At 68.8% G+C, this 16,683-nt stretch carries 17 protein-coding genes; 2 read left to right on the forward strand and 15 right to left on the reverse strand.

Translation table 11 applies throughout. The features are described 5' to 3' along the window. Positions 1-44: 44 nt before the first annotated feature. Genes ACIA49_RS27075 through ACIA49_RS27090 form a run of 4 tightly spaced genes read right to left on the reverse strand, consistent with a single transcriptional unit; the run spans position 45 to position 2,882 of the window. Positions 45-1,136, reverse strand: coding sequence for a threonine aldolase family protein (locus ACIA49_RS27075; protein WP_396380133.1), 1,092 nt, complete (start codon positions 1,134-1,136; stop codon positions 45-47). Positions 1,137-1,169: 33 nt separating this feature from the next. Beyond that, positions 1,170-1,838, reverse strand: coding sequence for an anti-sigma factor family protein (locus ACIA49_RS27080; protein WP_396380134.1), 669 nt, complete (start codon positions 1,836-1,838; stop codon positions 1,170-1,172). Further along, the gene (locus ACIA49_RS27085) at positions 1,835-2,359 is read right to left on the reverse strand and encodes a sigma-70 family RNA polymerase sigma factor (RefSeq protein WP_396380135.1); all 525 of its coding nucleotides are present in this window, start codon (positions 2,357-2,359) and stop codon (positions 1,835-1,837) included. The genes ACIA49_RS27080 and ACIA49_RS27085 overlap by 4 nt, the downstream gene beginning before the upstream one ends. A 37-nt stretch (positions 2,360-2,396) precedes the next feature. Next, entirely contained in the window at positions 2,397-2,882 is a 486-nt protein-coding gene (locus ACIA49_RS27090; RefSeq protein ID WP_396380136.1) for a hypothetical protein, read from the reverse strand. A gap of 69 nt (positions 2,883-2,951) precedes the next feature. Here ACIA49_RS27090 and ACIA49_RS27095 point away from each other — a divergent pair, with 69 nt between their 5' ends. Beyond that, positions 2,952-3,275 carry a nuclear transport factor 2 family protein gene (locus ACIA49_RS27095; RefSeq protein ID WP_396380137.1) on the forward strand — a complete coding sequence of 108 codons (324 nt, stop codon included), beginning with the start codon at positions 2,952-2,954 and terminating at the stop codon, positions 3,273-3,275. A gap of 88 nt (positions 3,276-3,363) precedes the next feature. Here the strand turns inward: ACIA49_RS27095 and smc are convergent, their stop codons facing one another. From smc to ACIA49_RS27145, 10 genes are all read right to left on the reverse strand, one after another. Then, positions 3,364-6,912 carry a chromosome segregation protein SMC gene (gene smc, locus ACIA49_RS27100; protein ID WP_396380138.1) on the reverse strand — a complete coding sequence of 1,183 codons (3,549 nt, stop codon included), beginning with the start codon at positions 6,910-6,912 and terminating at the stop codon, positions 3,364-3,366. A 291-nt stretch (positions 6,913-7,203) separates the two neighbouring features. After that, complete coding sequence (locus tag ACIA49_RS27105; RefSeq protein ID WP_238176310.1) at positions 7,204-7,359, reverse strand: hypothetical protein; 156 nt, start codon at positions 7,357-7,359, stop codon at positions 7,204-7,206. Positions 7,360-7,553: 194 nt separating this feature from the next. Beyond that, positions 7,554-8,408, reverse strand: coding sequence for a bifunctional DNA-formamidopyrimidine glycosylase/DNA-(apurinic or apyrimidinic site) lyase (gene mutM / locus ACIA49_RS27110; protein ID WP_396380139.1), 855 nt, complete (start codon positions 8,406-8,408; stop codon positions 7,554-7,556). A 9-nt stretch (positions 8,409-8,417) separates the two neighbouring features. Beyond that, positions 8,418-9,170, reverse strand: a complete 753-nt coding sequence (rnc, locus tag ACIA49_RS27115) for a ribonuclease III (protein WP_396380140.1) — start codon at positions 9,168-9,170, stop codon at positions 8,418-8,420. A gap of 13 nt (positions 9,171-9,183) precedes the next feature. Continuing rightward, the gene (gene rpmF, locus ACIA49_RS27120) at positions 9,184-9,375 is read right to left on the reverse strand and encodes a 50S ribosomal protein L32 (RefSeq protein ID WP_131355175.1); all 192 of its coding nucleotides are present in this window, start codon (positions 9,373-9,375) and stop codon (positions 9,184-9,186) included. A 67-nt stretch (positions 9,376-9,442) separates the two neighbouring features. After that, entirely contained in the window at positions 9,443-9,955 is a 513-nt protein-coding gene (locus ACIA49_RS27125; protein WP_396380141.1) for a YceD family protein, read from the reverse strand. Between the two features lie 126 nt (positions 9,956-10,081). Further along, entirely contained in the window at positions 10,082-10,555 is a 474-nt protein-coding gene (gene coaD, locus ACIA49_RS27130; RefSeq protein ID WP_396380142.1) for a pantetheine-phosphate adenylyltransferase, read from the reverse strand. Further along, positions 10,548-11,108 (reverse strand): 16S rRNA (guanine(966)-N(2))-methyltransferase RsmD, encoded by a 561-nt coding sequence (gene rsmD, locus ACIA49_RS27135; RefSeq protein WP_396380143.1) that lies wholly within the window; start codon positions 11,106-11,108, stop codon positions 10,548-10,550. The genes coaD and rsmD overlap by 8 nt, the downstream gene beginning before the upstream one ends. Then, complete coding sequence (recG, locus tag ACIA49_RS27140; RefSeq protein ID WP_396380144.1) at positions 11,105-13,348, reverse strand: ATP-dependent DNA helicase RecG; 2,244 nt, start codon at positions 13,346-13,348, stop codon at positions 11,105-11,107. The genes rsmD and recG overlap by 4 nt, the downstream gene beginning before the upstream one ends. Beyond that, positions 13,345-14,979, reverse strand: coding sequence for a DAK2 domain-containing protein (locus tag ACIA49_RS27145; protein WP_396380145.1), 1,635 nt, complete (start codon positions 14,977-14,979; stop codon positions 13,345-13,347). The genes recG and ACIA49_RS27145 overlap by 4 nt, the downstream gene beginning before the upstream one ends. Before the next feature lie 374 nt (positions 14,980-15,353). On the opposite strand from ACIA49_RS27145, the gene ACIA49_RS27150 reads away from it, so the two are divergent. Continuing rightward, positions 15,354-16,340: an SAM-dependent methyltransferase gene (locus tag ACIA49_RS27150; protein WP_396380146.1), complete on the forward strand. Its 987-nt coding sequence runs from the start codon at positions 15,354-15,356 to the stop codon at positions 16,338-16,340. 95 nt (positions 16,341-16,435) lie between these two features. Here the strand turns inward: ACIA49_RS27150 and rpmB are convergent, their stop codons facing one another. Continuing rightward, the gene (gene rpmB, locus ACIA49_RS27155) at positions 16,436-16,657 is read right to left on the reverse strand and encodes a 50S ribosomal protein L28 (RefSeq protein ID WP_184830723.1); all 222 of its coding nucleotides are present in this window, start codon (positions 16,655-16,657) and stop codon (positions 16,436-16,438) included. Positions 16,658-16,683: the final 26 nt, after the last annotated feature.

Below are 16,683 nucleotides of genomic sequence, written 5' to 3' on the forward strand. Positions count from 1 at the left end.
CGATTTCCCGACCCAGATCCCCAGCGTCTCACCAGTGGACGATCTCAGTCGCGCAAAAGTTCCCCGAACGCCTTGGTGATCTCGGCCACTGACCACTGCAGGGTGTGCGGCGTGATCACCAGCTCGATCCACGACCAGCCCGGTACGGCGGTTGGTTGCCAAGGGCCACAAATGGATTCGCGGGTGCGTTCCATCCGGTCGACCGCCGCGGCCTCGATGACGGCGGCGGCGCGGGGCGCGTAGACCTGGAACGAGTTGGTGTGCGGCGGTTCGGGGACCACCCGATAGCCCGCGGCCTGCAGCGCGGTGGCGACTTCGACAGCTCGCTTGTAGAGGTCGTCCATCTGCGGCAGGACTGTCCGCAGCCCCTCGCGCGCGGCGACGGCGTACGGGAGCATCGTGTAGAGGTTGCCACCGAGGCGTCGCTGCCAGCGCCGGGCCTCGGCGATCACGTCCTCCGGCCCGGCCAGGACTGCGCCGGCCAGTCCACCGAGCACCTTGTAGAACGACAGGTACACCGAGCTAGCCAGTGCGGAGATCTCCGCCAGGCTGTGTCCCAGGTACGGCGTGCTCTCCCACAGCCGGGCGCCGTCGAGGTGCAGCGGGACGCCGCGCTCCGCGCAAGCCTCCGCGAACACCACCAGCTCGTCCCACGTCGGCAGCAGGAACCCTGGCTCGCGCAGCGGCAGTTCCAGCGTCACCGCGGCGAGCGTCCCCGGAATCGCAGCCAGCTCGTCCGGCCGCGGCTGGCGCGGCTCGGAGGTGAGCCGCTCGATCCGGAGGTGATGCACCTCTTCCAGTGCGTTCAGCTCGTGCACCAGGAGGTGAGACTGCCCGTGGACTGCTACCCGCTTGGTCCCCGCACGGTCGGCGTACACGCGCAGGACGCTCTGCTGCGCCATGATGCCGGACGGCATGAAGACCGCGGCCGGCTTGCCCAGCAGTTCGGCGACCTCCTGCTCGAGCGCCTCGATGTCTCCACCAGCGCCGTAGATGTCTGTGCGCTCTTCGGTAGCCGCCTCCGCCAAGCGTCGGAGCCGCTCCGGCGCCGGGACTCGCGCCTGCGACAGCCAGCGGTCACAGGCGTCGCTGGCGGACTTACGACGGGCGCGGAGATCATCTGCGGAAGTAGCCACGCCTCAATCCTCTCCCGAGGCCGCAACCAGATTTCAGACGGTGGTGGTGACGACGTGCTCGCCCTGCACGGTCTTGATCTCGACCGACTGCACCTGGTCCGGCCGCACCAGCACACCGCCACCGAACCGGCTGCCGTCCTGCGCTGCCTTGTCCGAGACCAGCCAACTGCCCGCAGTCCAGGTCTTGCCGGCCTTGTCGGTCACGAACATCACGCACTCGGCACCAGGCTTCAGACCGGTGATCTGCACCCGCACCCACGTCCAGCCCTCACGTGGCTCCACGGTGGTCGTCATCGACGTACCGGTCGCTGCGTCGACCGCGCTGACCTGCCTGGAACCCGGAACGGGCGCATCGGCCTGGTCAACAGTCTGACGACCGATCAGTACGCCGCCACCCAGCACACCGGCCACGACGACCACTGCGGCCGCTACCAGCAGCCATGGCTTCCGGCTCTTCTTCTGGACCGGCTGACGCACCTCACGCAGAGTGCGCTGCAGTAGCAGCTCACCGTCCGCGGGCGGTCCGTCCAGGAACGCCTCCGGCGGCACCTCGCCGAGGAACTCCTTCATCTCCTCGAGCTCGGCCAGCTCGGTCCGGCATTCGGCACATGTCGCCAGGTGCTCGTCGACCTCACGGATCTCGGCAGGCTCCAACGCACCCAGTGCATAGGCGCCCAGCTGCGAGTGATCGTGTTCACTCATCGGGTCACCTCCGGTCCTGCCATCACCGCGCGCAGAGCTCGGAGGGCGTAGTACGTTCTCGATTTCACGGTACCCGGCGGCACTCCGAGTTCCTTGGCCGCCTCGGCCACTGAGCGACCCCGGTAGTACAGCTCGACCAGCACTTCACGGTGCTCGGGTGAGACCTGGTCCAGTGCGCCCAGCACCACCATGGTGTTCACCACTGCCTCGGAGTGGTCCCGCTCGACCGGAGGTTGGTCAACCACGTCGGCAACCTCGACAGGTCGGGCCGCTCGCGCTCTGGCCCGGTCAGTGACGATGTTGCGCGCCACCGTCAGCAGCCAGCCCCGCACCGAGCCCTTGGTCTGGTCCAGGTCGTCTGCATGCTTCCAAGCCCGGACCAGAGTCTCCTGTACGACGTCCTCCGCCGCAGCGCGGTCGCCGGTCAGCCGGGTCGCATACGCCAGCACGCTCCGACCGTGCTCGGCGTACAGGGTGCGGACGAACGTCTCGGCCGCGTCCTGTCCCTGGTTGGCACCCACCGTCGGAACGATAGCGGGTGCCCAGCCAAGGAAGTACTCAGTAGCCGGAATTGCCATCGGCCGACGGCTGGGTCGTGATCTTCTTACCGTCCGGGCCGACGACCCACCAGACACCACCGACGGCCTGCCCCTTGGTCTCACCAGCTTTGGAGTCAGACGCGAACAGGTAGATCGGTAGTCCGCCCACAGCCAACTGCTTGCTGCCGTCGGACCGGGTGATCGTGGAGACCTCCACACCGTCCAGCTTCGGCGTACTGTCGCCCGCGGCCACAGCCGGCCACTTCGCCTGACAGTCGCCCTCACAGTTGGACTTGCCGGCCGTGTCCTTGTCGAACACGTACACGGTCCGACCGTTGCCGTCGACAAGGATCTTGCCGAGTCCGCTGTCCGCGACCTTCAGCTGGTCGGCGGACTGCGACGTACCGCCGCTCGCATTGCTGTCCGCGCCCTTGTCGTCACCACAAGCAGTCAACGCGCCGAGCCCCAGCACGACTACTCCCACCACAGCGGCCACACGCCTCATCAGGTCCTCCTCGAAAGTCCGTTGAACACCTGCCATACGTGGCGATCCGGCGAGTGGTTCAATCGGCTTATGAGCCAAGAGATCCCGGCCGCGGTCCAGCGTGCGCTCACCGCGATCGACGAGCAGGACAACGAGGCGTTCGTGGCAGCCTTCGCCGCTGACGGGTACGTCGACGACTGGGGCCGCCAGTTCCGTGGACCCGACCAGATCCGGTCCTGGAGCGACAACGAGCTGATCGGCAAGCGCGCGACGTTCACCGACACCCAGGTCTCCACACCGGGCAACCCGATCACCCTGGTCACCCAGGTGGGCGGCGACGGGTTCAACGGCCCGTCCCACTTCACCTTCGACGTCCAGGGCGATCAGCTCGCCTCGATGACCATCACGGCCTGAAGAGCACCTTGCCGCCGCCGCCCTGGCCGGCGTGCTGCAACGCCTTGGTGTACTCGGCAACCGGATAGGTCGCCGCCACCTCCGTGGGTTACACGGGTTCGGGTTCGCGGATGCGTTGGGAGATGACGGCGGAGACGCCGTCGCCGCGCATGGTGACGCCGTAGAGGGCGTCAGCGACCTCCATGGTGCGCTTCTGGTGGGTGATGACCAGGAGCTGGCTGTTCTCGCGGAGCTCTTCGTAGATCTCCAGGAGGCGGCCGAGGTTGGTGTCGTCGAGGGCCGCCTCGACCTCGTCCAGGATGTAGAAGGGCGAGGGGCGGGCCTTGAAGAGGGCGACCAGGAAGGCCACCGCGACCAGGGAGCGCTCGCCGCCGGACAGCAGCGAGAGGCGCTTGACCTTCTTGCCGGGCGGGCGGGCCTCGACGTCGATGCCGGTGGCGAGCATGTCGCTGGGATCGGTGAGGATCAGGCGGCCCTCACCGCCGGGGAAGAGCCGGCTGAAGACGTGCTGGAAGGCGATCTCGACGTCGCGGTAGGCCTCGGTGAAGACCTGCTCGACGCGGTCGTCGACCTCCTTGACGATGTCCATCAGGTCGCGGCGGGACTTGCGCAGGTCCTCGAGCTGCTCGGACAGGAAGCGGTGCCGCTCCTCCATCGCGTCGAACTCCTCGAGCGCGAGCGGGTTGATCCGGCCCAGCTGGTTCAGCGACCGCTCGGCGGACTTGAGCCGCTTCTCGACCTTGGCCCGGTCGAACGGCTCGCCCTCGAGCTCGAGGGTGTTGTCGTCGCCGTCCTTGGGCAGCGGCGGCACCAGCTTGTCCGGCCCGTACTCCGCGACGAGCGTCTCGACCGCGACGCCCAGCTCACCGAGCGCCTTCTCGTACAGCTGCTCGAGCCGCATCTTCTGCTCGGCCCGGGCCAGCGCGTCGCGGTGGACGGTGTTGGTCAGCTGCTCCAGCTCGGAGCTCAGGTTGCGGGTCGCCGAGCGCGCCTGCGACAGCGCCTGCTCGCGGTCGGACCGCTGTGCCTGGATCGCGGACCGCTCGGAGGCAGCCAGCTGCAGTGAGTGCTCCAACCGGGCCAGCACGTGACCAGTCGCCAAGTGCACGGCCTGCGCAGCCTCGGACTGCCGCGCCCGGCGGGCAGCACGGGCGATCGCGCGGGCACGGGCCTCGCGCTCCTGCCGCGCCGCACGCTCCAGCTGGTCGGCCCGGCCGGACAGCGCCCGGGCCCGCTCCTCGGTGGTGCGCAGCGCGAGCCGCGCCTCCATCTCGGCCGCCCGCCCGGCCTTGGCGGCCTCGGCGAGCTGGTCACGCGTCGACGTGTCCGGTTCGTCGCCGTCCTCGTCGAACATCTCGGCGTCGTTCAGCCGCTCTTCGAGCTCGGCCAGACCGGACAGGTTCTTGTCGCGCTCGGCCTCGGCCGCGGCGATCGCCTCGGCCATCCGCTGCGCCTCACCCCGGGAGGCCTTGGCCAGCGACCCGAAGTGCGCGAGCTGCTCGGCCACCGCCGCCATCGCGGCATCCGACTCGTGCAGCCGGGCCAGCGTGATCTCGACGGACTCCTTCTGCCGGGAGCGCTCGTCCTCCATCCCGGACAGCTCGAACCGCAGCCGCTCACTCCGCGCGGTCGCCTCGATCAGCTTCTCCGCGGCCTCGTCGACCGCAGACTGCACCTCGATCAGGCTCGGCGCCGCGTCAGAACCGCCGTACGCGAAATGCGCCCCCAGTACGTCGCCCGCCCGGGTAGCGCAGGTGACGTCGGGAAGGTTCCTGACCAGCGACTGCGCCGCGGCGACGTCGTCGACGACCGCGACCTTGCGGAGCAGCCGGCGCAGGCCGGGACGCAGGTTCTGCGGGCACTCGACGACATCGACGGCGTACAAAGCGCCGTACGGAAGGCTTGGCCAGGTTGCGTAATCGTCAGCCGGGGCGTCGCCCAGGAGCATCCCGGCTCGGCCGAGGTCGTGCTCCTTCAGGTGGCCGACCGCGGCCAGCGCGGCGTCGGCGTGAGTGACGGCGACCGCGTCGGCGGCTTCACCGAGAGCGGCCGCGATGGCCGTCTCGTATCCGGAGCGCACGCTCAGCAGCGCCGCGACCGAACCCATCAGGCCGGCGATCTGCTCGGAGGCGGCCAGCAGAGCACCGGCGCCGTCCTTGCGGTTCAGGCCCAGCTCCAGCGCCTCCTTGCGCGCGCTCAGACCGGTCCGCTCTCGCTCGGCGTCCCGCTCCTCGGCGCGCAGCTTGGCCAGCCGCTCGTCCAGCTCGTCCAGAACCGACTGAGCCGCCTCGTACTGATCGTCGAGCCCACGCTCACCGGCATCCAGCCCGGCAACCTGGGTCTCGAGCGCGGTGAAGTCGTGCTGAGCCTTGGCGGCCCGCGCCTCGGCCTCGTTCATGTTCGTCGCCAGGCGGCCGATCTCGGACTCGGCGGCGGCCGCGCGGCTCTTCAGCGCGTTCACCTGGCCGGTCAGCCGGGCCAGACCCTCACGACGGTCGGAGGCCGCCCGGATCAGTGCCGAGATCCGGCGGTCTTCCTCGGCCTCTTGGTTCTCCAGCGCCTGACGGCGCTCGACGGACTCGGCCAGCAGCTCCGAATGCGCCTCGACCTCGGCCTCGATCTGGGCCTCGGTCTCGCGGACCCGCGCCGCCTCCAGCTCGAGCTCATCGGGGTCGCGTCCCGAGCGCGGGCCGTCGTCGGCCTCGTCGTTCAGCGAGCGGATCCGGTCGGCGGCGATCCGGGCGGTGCCCTTGATCTTCTCGCCGAACCCGGACAGCTGGTACCAGGTGTCCTGGGCGGCCTGCAGGGCCGGCGCGTCCTCGCGGAGCGCCTCCTCGAGCTCGGCCTCCAGGTCGCGCGCCTCGCGCAGCTTGGCCTCGATCTCGGTACGGCGCTCTGTCATCCGCGCCTCATCGGCCAGCTCGGCCTCGAGCGCGGACTGGGCCTGGACGATGTCGTCGGCCAGCAGCCGGGAGCGGCCGTCGCGGACCTCGGCCTGGATCGTCACGGCCCGGCGCGCCACCTCCGCCTGGCGCCCGAGCGGCTTCAGCTGGCGGCGGATCTCGGCGATCAGGTCGCCGAGCCGGTGCAGGTTGCCCTCGGTGGCCTCCAGCTTCCGGATCGCCTTTTCCTTGCGCTTGCGGTGCTTCAGGACACCGGCGGCCTCCTCGACGAAGCCGCGGCGACCCTCCGGGGTCGCGCGCAGGATCGAGTCGAGCTGGCCCTGACCGACGATGACGTGCATCTCGCGACCGATACCGGAGTCGCTGAGCAGCTCCTGGACGTCCAGCAACCGGCAGCTCTGGCCGTTGATCTGGTAGTCGGAGCCGCCGTTGCGGAACATCGTCCGGCTGATCGTGACCTCGGCGTACTCGATCGGGAGCGCGCCGTCGGTGTTGTCGATGGTGAGCACCACCTCGGCGCGGCCCAGCGGGGCGCGGCCCGAGGTGCCGGCGAAGATGACGTCCTCCATCTTGCCGCCACGCAGGGATTTCGCGCCCTGCTCGCCCATCACCCAGGCGAGGGCGTCGACGACGTTGGACTTACCGGAGCCGTTCGGGCCGACGATGCAGGTGATCCCCGGTTCGAAGTTCATCGTCGTGGCCGACGCGAACGACTTGAAGCCTCGGAGCGTCATGCTCTTCAGATACAAAGCGATGCTCTCCAACCCGTGAAAGGACAGACGATACCGAAGGAACCGTCGCAACTCGTAACGCTGTCGCTACCCGGGGAAGTAGTTCCGCCGCCCAGTCTACTAAGCGCCGGACGCGAAACCGTGGAGGCCTACCGGTCGCAACGGCAGGCAGGTGTGGTGGGAGCACAACATCGGGACAAGCACAACCGGCGGGGGCCCGGACGGGGGCCACCGCCGTCTATCGTGCGGTTTCAGCGTGCAGGGTGCGACCGGAGCTGGTCGCGACCAGGGTCGTCAGACCGTGGCAGGCGTACGCAGAGCCTCGTCGACTGTCAGCAGCCGGCCCTCATGGACCTGTGCGACGAGATGGTCGTTCTCTGCCTGCAGGCGCATCACGTGCGCCTCCAGATCGGCGACACGCCGGTTGAGCAGACGAACCTGCTCGAGCATGCGCGGGTCAGTGCCTCCAAGGTGCCCTAAAAGAGCCTTGGCCATTGTGCTGTCCTCCGGAAGGGTTCTGGCCGGGTGTGCGCGCCCTCGCAGTCAAGACACGATAGGGTGCGCCGAAAATGTGTACCGTCTTTCAGGGTGACACCGGCGAGGCCGACGGTCAACCTGGGCCACACTTATTAACAATACCTCGCTTACCAGCGGACCAGCCGCGGTACCGGCTGACATCTCGGGCAGCGGAACGACGAACGGTTCATGAACGGCTCACGGCGGATCGGCCGGCCGTCCCGCGGACACGGCGAACCCTCTTGCCCGTAAACGTTCAGGCCGCGTTCGAAGTAGCCGGACTCGCCGTTCACGTTGACGTACAAGGCGTCGAAGCTGGTCCCGCCGACGCCCAGCGCCTCAGCCATCACTTCGTGGGCATGGCGGAGAATTTCCCTTGCCTGTAAGGGTTTCAGCGAATCCGTGGCCCGGGCGTAGTGCAGCTTCGCGCGCCACAAGGCCTCGTCGGCATAGATGTTCCCGATCCCGCTGACCACGGTCTGGTCCAGCAGCGCTCGTTTGAGACCGGTCTTGCGGCGCCGCAGCGCGGCCGCGGCCGCCTCCGGATCGAACAGAGGATCGAACGGGTCCCGGGCGATGTGGGCGATCTCGCCGGGGAGCTCGGCGCCGCCTTCGGAGTACGACAGACCACCGAACATCCGCTGGTCCACAAACCGGACCTCTCCGCCGTCGTCGGCGAAGCGGAACCGGACCCGCAGATGGGCCTCGTCGGGCGCGCCGACCGGCTGGACCCGGAATTGGCCGCTCATACCCAGATGAGTGAGAACCGCGTCACCCGAGGTGAGCGGCAGCCAGAGATATTTTCCGCGCCGGGCCGGCTCGGCGAAGACCTGGCCCTTGAGCCGGGCCACGAAATCGTCCGGTCCGGCGAGATGACGCCGTACCGGACGGGGGTGCAGGACCTCGACCGCATCGATGGTGCGGCCGGTGGTGAAGTCCGCCAGACCTCGGCGGACCACCTCAACCTCTGGGAGCTCGGGCACCTGCGGATACTACGGCTGCTGCGAGGGATCCGTGCTGTCGGGATGCGCGGCGCGCAGGGCCTTCCAGGCGGTCTCGGCGGCCTGCTGCTCGGCTTCCTTCTTGCTGCGGCCGATGCCGTGCCCGTAGGTGTCCGCACCGATCCGCACCCGCGCCTCGAACGTCTTGGCGTGGTCGGGACCGGACTCGGCGATCACGTACTCCGGGACGCCGACGCCGAGCTGGGCGACCAGCTCCTGCAGCGACGTCTTCCAGTCCAGGCCGGCACCGAGCCGGGCCGAGGACTCCATCAGATCGTCGAACAGCCGGTGCACGACCATGCCGGCCACCTCGAACCCACGGTCCAGGTAGACGGCACCGATCAGCGCCTCGACGCAGTCGGCCAGGATCGACGACTTGTCGCGGCCGCCGGTGGCTTCCTCGCCGCGGCCGAGCCGCAGGTACTTGCCCAGCTTGAGTTCCCGGGCGACACCCGCGAGGGCGCGCATGTTGACCACGGCGGCACGCAGCTTGGCCAGCCGTCCCTCGGACAGGTCCGGATGGTTGCGGAACAGCGACTCCGTGACGATGACTCCGAGCACCGAGTCCCCCAGGAACTCCAGCCGCTCGTTGGTCGGCAACCCACCGTTCTCGTACGCGAACGAACGGTGGGTGAAGGCGTGCTCCAGCAAATTGTCAGCCAGCGCTACGCCGAGCCGTACGTTCAGCTCGGCGTAGGGCCCCCCATGCGCCGGGTCAGGCCCGGCGTCGACTGATGAATTCACTGATAGGTGCCGTTTAGCTCTCGACGACCTGGCGACGCTCGCCCTTGGCGCCGTACTGGCCGCAGGTGGGGCAAACGGTGTGCTGCAGGTGCTTGGCGCGGCAGGCGGGGTTCACGCAGGTCACCAGCGACGGGGCAGTGGTCTTCCACTGAGCCCGGCGGTTGCGGGTGTTGCTGCGCGACATCTTCCGCTTCGGAACGGCCACGGTTATGACTCCTCGGTTCGGCCGGGGGCTGGTTGACCCGGCCGGCTGGTGTGCGTGTATTCGGTCTTCAGTTGTCTTGCTGGTCGTTCTGGAGCTGCCCGAGGGCCGCCCACCGCGGGTCCACCGCTTCCTCGTGCCGGTGACCGGGCTCCTCGACCAGGCGCACCCCACACTCGGGGCACAGTCCCGGACAGTCGTCCGAACACAGCGGCTGGAACGGTAGCGCGAGCACCACCTGATCCCGCAATGCCGGCTCGAGGTCGATCAGATCGCCCTCCATCCGGCTGGCCTCGTCCGGCTCGGCCTCGCTCACCGGGTAGACGTACAGCTCCTGGACGTCAGCGAGGAACTCGTCCTCGATGTCGACCAGGCACCGCGCGCACTCCCCGACCAGCCGGCCGGCGGCCGATCCGGAGACGAGCACCCCTTCGACAACCGACTCCAGCCGTAGATCGAACTGGATCGGGTCGCCCTCGGGGACGCCGATCACATCGATACCGAGATCAGCCGGTGCTGCGGCCGTGAAGGAGACTTCGCGCTGGGACCCGGCGCGGCGTGACAGCTCGTGCGTGTCGATCACGAGTGGGGACCGCGGATCCAAGACGCTCAGGACATCCCTTTCAGGCGTGGGCAGGCATAAATCTCGGTCTCAACGAGACCGGTAGACCACATTATCAACTACCTGGCCGGACACCCAATTCGGGGCCTACCGGTGTTTCGCCAGTAACCGTGTGTGAACACTCGCCGTCACGAAGGAGGACACGTCGCCGCCCAGTGTGGAGATCTCCTTGACCCAGCTGGAGGAGATGAACCCGTGCTCGGCGGCGGTCGGCAGGAACACCGTATCGACCCCGGTCATCCGCCGGTTCAGGTGGGCCATCTGCAGTTCGTAGTCGTAGTCGGCCGCGGTCCGCAGACCCTTCACGATCACGCTCGCGCCCTGCTCGGTGCAGAAGTCGACCAGCAGGCCGTCGAAGGTGGCGATCCGGACGTTCGGGAACGGCTCGGCGAGCTCGGTCAGCATCTCGACCCGCTCGGCGTCGCTGAACAGGCGGTTCTTGGACTGGTTCACCCCGGCCGCGACGATCAGCTCCGTGAAGGCGCCGGCCGCGCGGGCGATGACGTCCAGGTGACCGATGGTCGGCGGGTCGAACGAGCCCGGAAACACAGCCTTAGCCATGGCGGTGACCGTACCAAAGCCGGGCCTCGCCGTACTTGCGGTCGCGCAGCCCGGTGAACCCCTCCGGCCACTCCCACGGCTCCCGCTTCCCGCGCTCGACCACCACGAAGGCGTCCGCGGCCAGCCAGCCGTTGGCCGCCAGGGCGACCAGCACGTCCTGCAGTTCGGCGGTCTCCAGCCGGTACGGCGGATCGGCGTACAGCAGGTCGAATTCCGCCAGCGGCTCCCCCGCCGCGAGCTTCTCGACCGGCCGGCTCAGCACGGTCACTCCCGGCAGCCCGACGACCTTGATGTTGGCCGTGATCACCTCGGCCGCCTTGCGATCCGACTCGACCAGCACCACCTTGGCCGCTCCCCGCGAGAGCGCCTCAAGGCCGATCGCCCCGGAACCGGCGTACAGGTCGAGGACGTTGACCCCGTCGAAGCTGCTGAACTCCGCCTCCAACGACGAGAACAGCGCCTCGCGGGTCCGGTCTGTGGTCGGTCGTGTCCCGTCTCCCGGCGGTACGGCGATCCGCCTGCCGCCCGCCACTCCCCCGATGACACGTGTCACGTCTTCTCCAGGTATTCGGTGGACTCGGATGCCAGCGCGCTCTGCACGAACGAGCGCAGCGCCGGGTACTCGGCGAGCTCCGCGTCGACCGAGATCAGCGACTGCGCCACATGGCGGGCGGTGAAGATGAGGTCCTCGTCCCGCAGCACGCTCAGCAGCTTCAGGCTGCTCCGCTTGCCCGACTGAGCCACGCCCAGTACGTCGCCCTCGCGGCGCGTCTCCAGGTCGATCCGGGACAGCTCGAAGCCGTCCGTCGTGGACGCCACCGCGGCCAGTCGCCCGTACGACGCCGTGCCGTCCCACAGGTCGGTGACCAGCAGGCAGAGCCCGGGCACCTTGCCCCGGCCGACCCGCCCGCGCAGCTGGTGCAGCTGCGAGATGCCGAACCGGTCGGCGTCCATGATCACCATCGTCGAGGCGTTCGGTACGTCGACGCCGACCTCGATCACCGTGGTCGCGATCAGCACGTCGACCTCGCCGGCCGCGAACCGGGTCATCACCGCGTCCTTCTCGTCGGCCGGCAACCGGCCGTGCAGGATCTCCACCCGCAGGTCGTGCAGGATCTCGCCGAGCGCCTCGGCCACCTGCATCACCGAGATCGGCGGCCGGGCCTGCTTCTTCCCGTCGCCCTCGTCATCCCCGGCGGCGAGATCGCCTTCCTCGTCGGCCGCGTTCTTCACGTCGTCACCGATCCGCGGGCAGACGACGTACGCCTGGTGGCCCTTGCCGACCTCCTCGCGGACCCGCGCCCAGGCCCGCTCCAGCCACTCGGGCTTCTGCTTGGCTGGTACGACGGACGACTGGATCGGCGAGCGACCGGCCGGGAGCTCGGTCAGGGTCGACACCGCGAGATCGCCGAAGACGGTCATCGCGACCGTCCGCGGGATCGGGGTCGCCGTCATGACCAGCACGTGCGGGGTGTTCTCACCGGACTTCGCGCTCAGCGCGGCGCGCTGCTCGACGCCGAACCGGTGCTGCTCGTCGACCACCACGAGCCCGAGATCGGCGAACTGCACCTTGTCCTCGAGCAATGCGTGGGTGCCGACCACGATTCCGGCGGCTCCGCTCGCGGCGTCCAACATCGCCGTACGGCGGGCTGCCGCGTTCAGCGAACCGGTCAGCAGACCGACCTTCGTGGCGTGCTCGGCGCCGCCCAGCATGCCCTGCTCGGCGAGGTCACCGAGCATCTTGATCAGCGTCTTGTGATGCTGGGTGGCGAGCACCTCGGTCGGTGCCAGCAGGACCGCCTGGCCGCCGTTGTCGACCACCGACAGCATCGCCCGCAGCGCGACCACGGTCTTGCCGGAACCGACCTCCCCCTGCAGCAGCCGGTGCATCGGGTGCGGCCGCTTCAGGTCGGCGAAGATCTCCTCGCCCACGTCGGCCTGGCCGGTGGTGAGCGAGAACGGGAGCCGCTTGTCGAACTCGTCGAGCAGACCGCCGGCGGTTCGCGGGCGTGCGACCGCCTTCAGCGCATCGGTGACCGCTCGGCGCTGCGCCAGGATCGTCTGCATCACCAGCGCCTCCTCGAACCGGAAGCGTTGCTGGGCGTCGCGGATGTCCTTCTCGGTGTCGGGCAGATGCACCTTCTGCAGCGCCTCGACCAGGCCGAGCAGCTTCTCCTTGCGCAGGATCAGCTCCGGGACCGGGTCCTCGAGATCCTCACTCAGGTTGTCCAGAACGATCTTGATGCTGCGCTCGATCGTTGCGGTCGGCAACTTCGCGGTCGCCGGGTAGAGCGGGCGGAACGGCCGGGCCCGGCGCTCGATCTCGGCCTCGGTGAGGTCCTCGTCGTCGAGGATCTCGGTGCCCGGCCCCTTGAGCTGCATGATGTCGCGGAACATCGTCACCTCGCCCCAGAACAGGGCCGCCGTACCGGGCGTGAGCTTGGTGGCCAGCCAGGGCTGGTTGAAGAAGGCGAGCTCGAGGTCGTGTTTGCCGTCGGTGACCACGACCTTGGTCAGCGTCTTGCGCCGGGTCCACTTCTGCACCTCGACGAGCGGGATCTCGGCCTTGGTGTCGAGCGAGCGGACGGTGACCTTCTTGACCCGGCCGTTGACCGTCGCCTGGTCGCCGACCTCGAGCTCGTCGAACGGGGTCAACTCGCCCTTCTTCAGGTACCGCCGCGGGTAGTGGCGCAGCAGCTCGCCGACGGTCTCGATGGCGAGCACGTCCGCGAAAGTCTTGGCCGTCTTGGCTCCGACGAAGTCGCGGAGCTTGCGGTCCATGTCAGTCTTCATTCGACCCCGATCAACAACGGGTACCTGTCCTGCCCTCCGTCGTACACCACGACATCGACATCTTTGCGTTGCTTGCGCACGTGCCGCTCGATCGCGGCGGCCAATTCGGGGTCCGCATCGCGTCCCGTGACGATCGTCAGCAGCTCACCGCCACCGCCCAACAGCCGGTCGACGACGCCGAGCGCGGCCTCGGTGATGTCCTGGGTGATGAGGGCAAAGTCACCGTCGATCACACCCAATGCGTCACCGACCTGGCAGCGGCCGGCCATCGTCCAGGCTTCCTTCACCGCGATCGTGACCGCGCCATGCCGGGTCTGCCCGGCGGCCGCGGACTGGTGCACGACATCGTCGTCGAAGCTCGCAGCAGCATCATGTACGGCGATCGCCGCCAACCCCTGGACCTGGGCCCGAGTGGGGATCACAGCCACCCGGATTCCGTCCTGGCGGGCCGCCGTGGCGGCTGCCTCGGCGACCGCGATGGAGTCCTTGTCGTTCGGCAGCAGCACGATCTCGGTCGCCTTCGACTTCTCGATCGCGGTCAGTAGCTCGCCGGTCGAACACCGTCGGCCCGGTCCGCCGACCACGACCTGGGCACCGGCTTCGGTGAACAGGTCGGCCAGTCCTTCCCCGGCGACGACCGCGATCACGGCTCGGCCGGGTGGCGGCTCGTGATGCGCCTGGTCCGCACTCTGTTGATCTTTACTGAAATGGGTGACCCGGATCCGGTGCGGGCGGCCGATCGCGATGCCCAGCTCAATCGCCGTACCGACGTCGTCTGCATGTACGTGGACGTTCCAGAGGCCGTCTCCGCCGACTACGACCACCGAGTCACCCAGGGCTGCGAGCTGCCGCCGGAAGTCCCCGACAGCCTCGTCAGCGGCGTCCAGGAGGTACATCACCTCGTACGCCGGTCCCTCCGGGCTGAGGTCACCGGCAACCTCCTGCGGTTCGACCCGAGCCGGTACGTCGATCGTCACGGTCCGACCGGTCAGCACCGACTCCATCGCACCGAGGATCACGACCAGGCCGGCTCCCCCGGCGTCGACCACTCCGGCCCGGCGCAGTACGTCGAGCTGCTCGGTCGTCTTGGTGAGGGCCTTCCGTGCGGACGCGACTGCGGCCAGGCAGACATCCGCCAGGCTCTTGCCGTCGTTGGCCGCGGTCATGGCTCCGTTGGCGGCCTGGCGGGCGACGGTGAGCATGGTCCCCTCGACCGGTTCCGCGACAGCGCCGTACGCGGCATCAGCGGCGTACGTGAGCGCATCGGCGAGCGCGGCCGCCTCACTCATCCGCGGATCAGCCAGTACGCCGTCGGTCACCTGGTCGCGCGGCAGGTTCTCGGCCAGCCGCATGCCACACGCCCGGACCAGCTGCGAGGTGATCACTCCCGAGTTCCCCCGGGCGCCGAGCAGCGCGCCGCGGCCGAACGCCTGCACCGCCTCCGCGAACGTCAACTCCCCTTTGGGCAGCGCCTCGCAGGCCGCCTCCCACGTCAGGTAGAGGTTCGTCCCCGTGTCGCCGTCGGGCACCGGATACACGTTCAGCTCGTCGATCCCGGTCCGCGCCCGTCCCAACTCCACCAGCGCGGTCCGAGCCCAAGCGCGCAACACCCCGACCGTCAATTCCTCCACGCCCGGAACATTAACGCCCCGCCCGCCCCCAGTCCTCTCCCCCGGCCCGGCGACCGAAGCCGGCGTGCGAGTGCAGGAGGTGTGCACGCGAGTGAAAGGACCGTGACGCCGGCAACCGATTTCCCACGACACGGTCGCCACACTCACCCCTAGGCACCGCACCTAGGCACCCAAGCTCGGCCGATGAAGTCCACCTTGAGCACGGGTCGGCCATGGGGTGGGGGCGGATGTGGTTGATGGGTGCACAAGGTCCGGTACGGCGGGAGTCGGGTTTGGGGACGGGGTGATGTGGCGCGAGCGCGTCGGCGGTGGAGCGGGTGGGGTCTGGGGCTGCGGATGGGGGGATGTGGGGTGGGCTTCGGTACGGTCGGGCGGTGAATGTGTTGTTCTCGGTCGCGGGTGACAGTTACGAGTGGGCTGTGCGGGAGATCCGTGCCGAGTTCGGGAAGGTGCCGTTCCAGCGGGTCGGTGCGGATATCGGGCGGGTGACCGGGCCTGGGGTGCAGGAGCTGGCCGAGGCTTGCGACTCGGGGCGGATCATGTTCGTCCGGCATCTGACGAACGAGATCGCGAGCCTGGACGAGCTGCCGCCCAGCTATGAGCTGGCGGAAATGATCCTGAGCGAGCTGCCGACGTACCCGAAGACGCTCGCGGTGCAGGCGTGGACGGATCGCGCGGGGACCGGCGGGACGTACTACCACCGGATCGAGGAGGCGCTGGCCGAGCGCGGGGTGGGAGTGACCCGGTCCGGTCAGGAGTGGGTGGTCTCGTGCTTCGAGAGCCCGCGCGCGCTGCTGCTCGGCGTGAACCGGCTGGCGGACAGCCTGTCGGACTGGCCGGGTGGCCGGATGCGGCTCGCGAGAGGTGAGGAACGCGTCTCGCGGTCGGAGTTCAAGCTGGAAGAGGCGATCGCGACCTTCGGGCTGGAGCTGCCGCCGGGAGGGAAGGCGGTCGACCTCGGCGCCTCACCGGGTGGCTGGACGCGGATCCTGCGGCTGCAGGGGCAGGAGGTGTGGTCGGTGGACCCCGGCTATCTGGACGAGCGGCTGCACGGCGATCGCGGGATCCATCACGCGGCGACGACCGCCGGCCGGTTCTTCGCCGAGAACCGCACGCGGTTCGACGTCGCGGTGAACGACATGCGGATGGACCAGGTGCTGAGCGCGCGGATGATGATCGACGCGGCCGACCACCTCAAGCGCGGCGCGCTGGCCGTGGTGACGCTCAAGGGCGGCGGCAAGAACCCGCTCGACGGAGCCCACCGCGGACTAGACGTCCTGAACACCGAGTACGACGTACTGCACGCGCGCCAACTCCACCACAACCGCAACGAAATCACGGTCGTAGCGCGCCGACGGTAAACACGACAAGGCGCCCCGGGTCGAAACCCGAGGCGCCTGTGTCAGCCCTACACGGAAGACTTGCAGGCGGTCGTCAGCCAACTACGCGCTGGACCTTAGCCGACTACGCGCTGGACCTTGCCGGCCTTGATGCAGGACGTGCAGACCTTCATGCGGGTCGGGGTTCCCTTGATGATCGCCCGGACCGGCTGGATGTTGGGGTTGAAACGGCGGGGCGTACGAGCCTTGACCCGCCGGATCATCGCGCCCTTACCCAGGCGGGCAACGCTGTTGCCGAACGTCGGCTGCTTGCCGCAGACATCGCACTTCTTAGACATGATTCTCCGTGTTCAGGGTCGTGACA

Origin of the sequence: Kribbella sp. NPDC051587 (assembly GCF_044453945.1) — a bacterium.
In the GTDB taxonomy this organism is placed as follows: domain Bacteria; phylum Actinomycetota; class Actinomycetes; order Propionibacteriales; family Kribbellaceae; genus Kribbella.

Coding starts and splice junctions, on each gene's coding strand:
- rpmB (WP_184830723.1), bottom strand. CDS start 16,657: ATGTCTAAGAAGTGCGATGTCTGCGGCAAGCAGCCGACGTTCGGCAAC.
- ACIA49_RS27105 (WP_238176310.1), bottom strand. CDS start 7,359: ATGCTCGAGCAGGTTCGTCTGCTCAACCGGCGTGTCGCCGATCTGGAG.
- ACIA49_RS27095 (WP_396380137.1), top strand. CDS start 2,952: ATGAGCCAAGAGATCCCGGCCGCGGTCCAGCGTGCGCTCACCGCGATC.
- ACIA49_RS27080 (WP_396380134.1), bottom strand. CDS start 1,838: ATGAGTGAACACGATCACTCGCAGCTGGGCGCCTATGCACTGGGTGCG.
- ACIA49_RS27090 (WP_396380136.1), bottom strand. CDS start 2,882: ATGAGGCGTGTGGCCGCTGTGGTGGGAGTAGTCGTGCTGGGGCTCGGC.
- smc (WP_396380138.1), bottom strand. CDS start 6,912: ATGACGCTCCGAGGCTTCAAGTCGTTCGCGTCGGCCACGACGATGAAC.
- coaD (WP_396380142.1), bottom strand. CDS start 10,555: ATGGCTAAGGCTGTGTTTCCGGGCTCGTTCGACCCGCCGACCATCGGT.
- recG (WP_396380144.1), bottom strand. CDS start 13,348: ATGAAGACTGACATGGACCGCAAGCTCCGCGACTTCGTCGGAGCCAAG.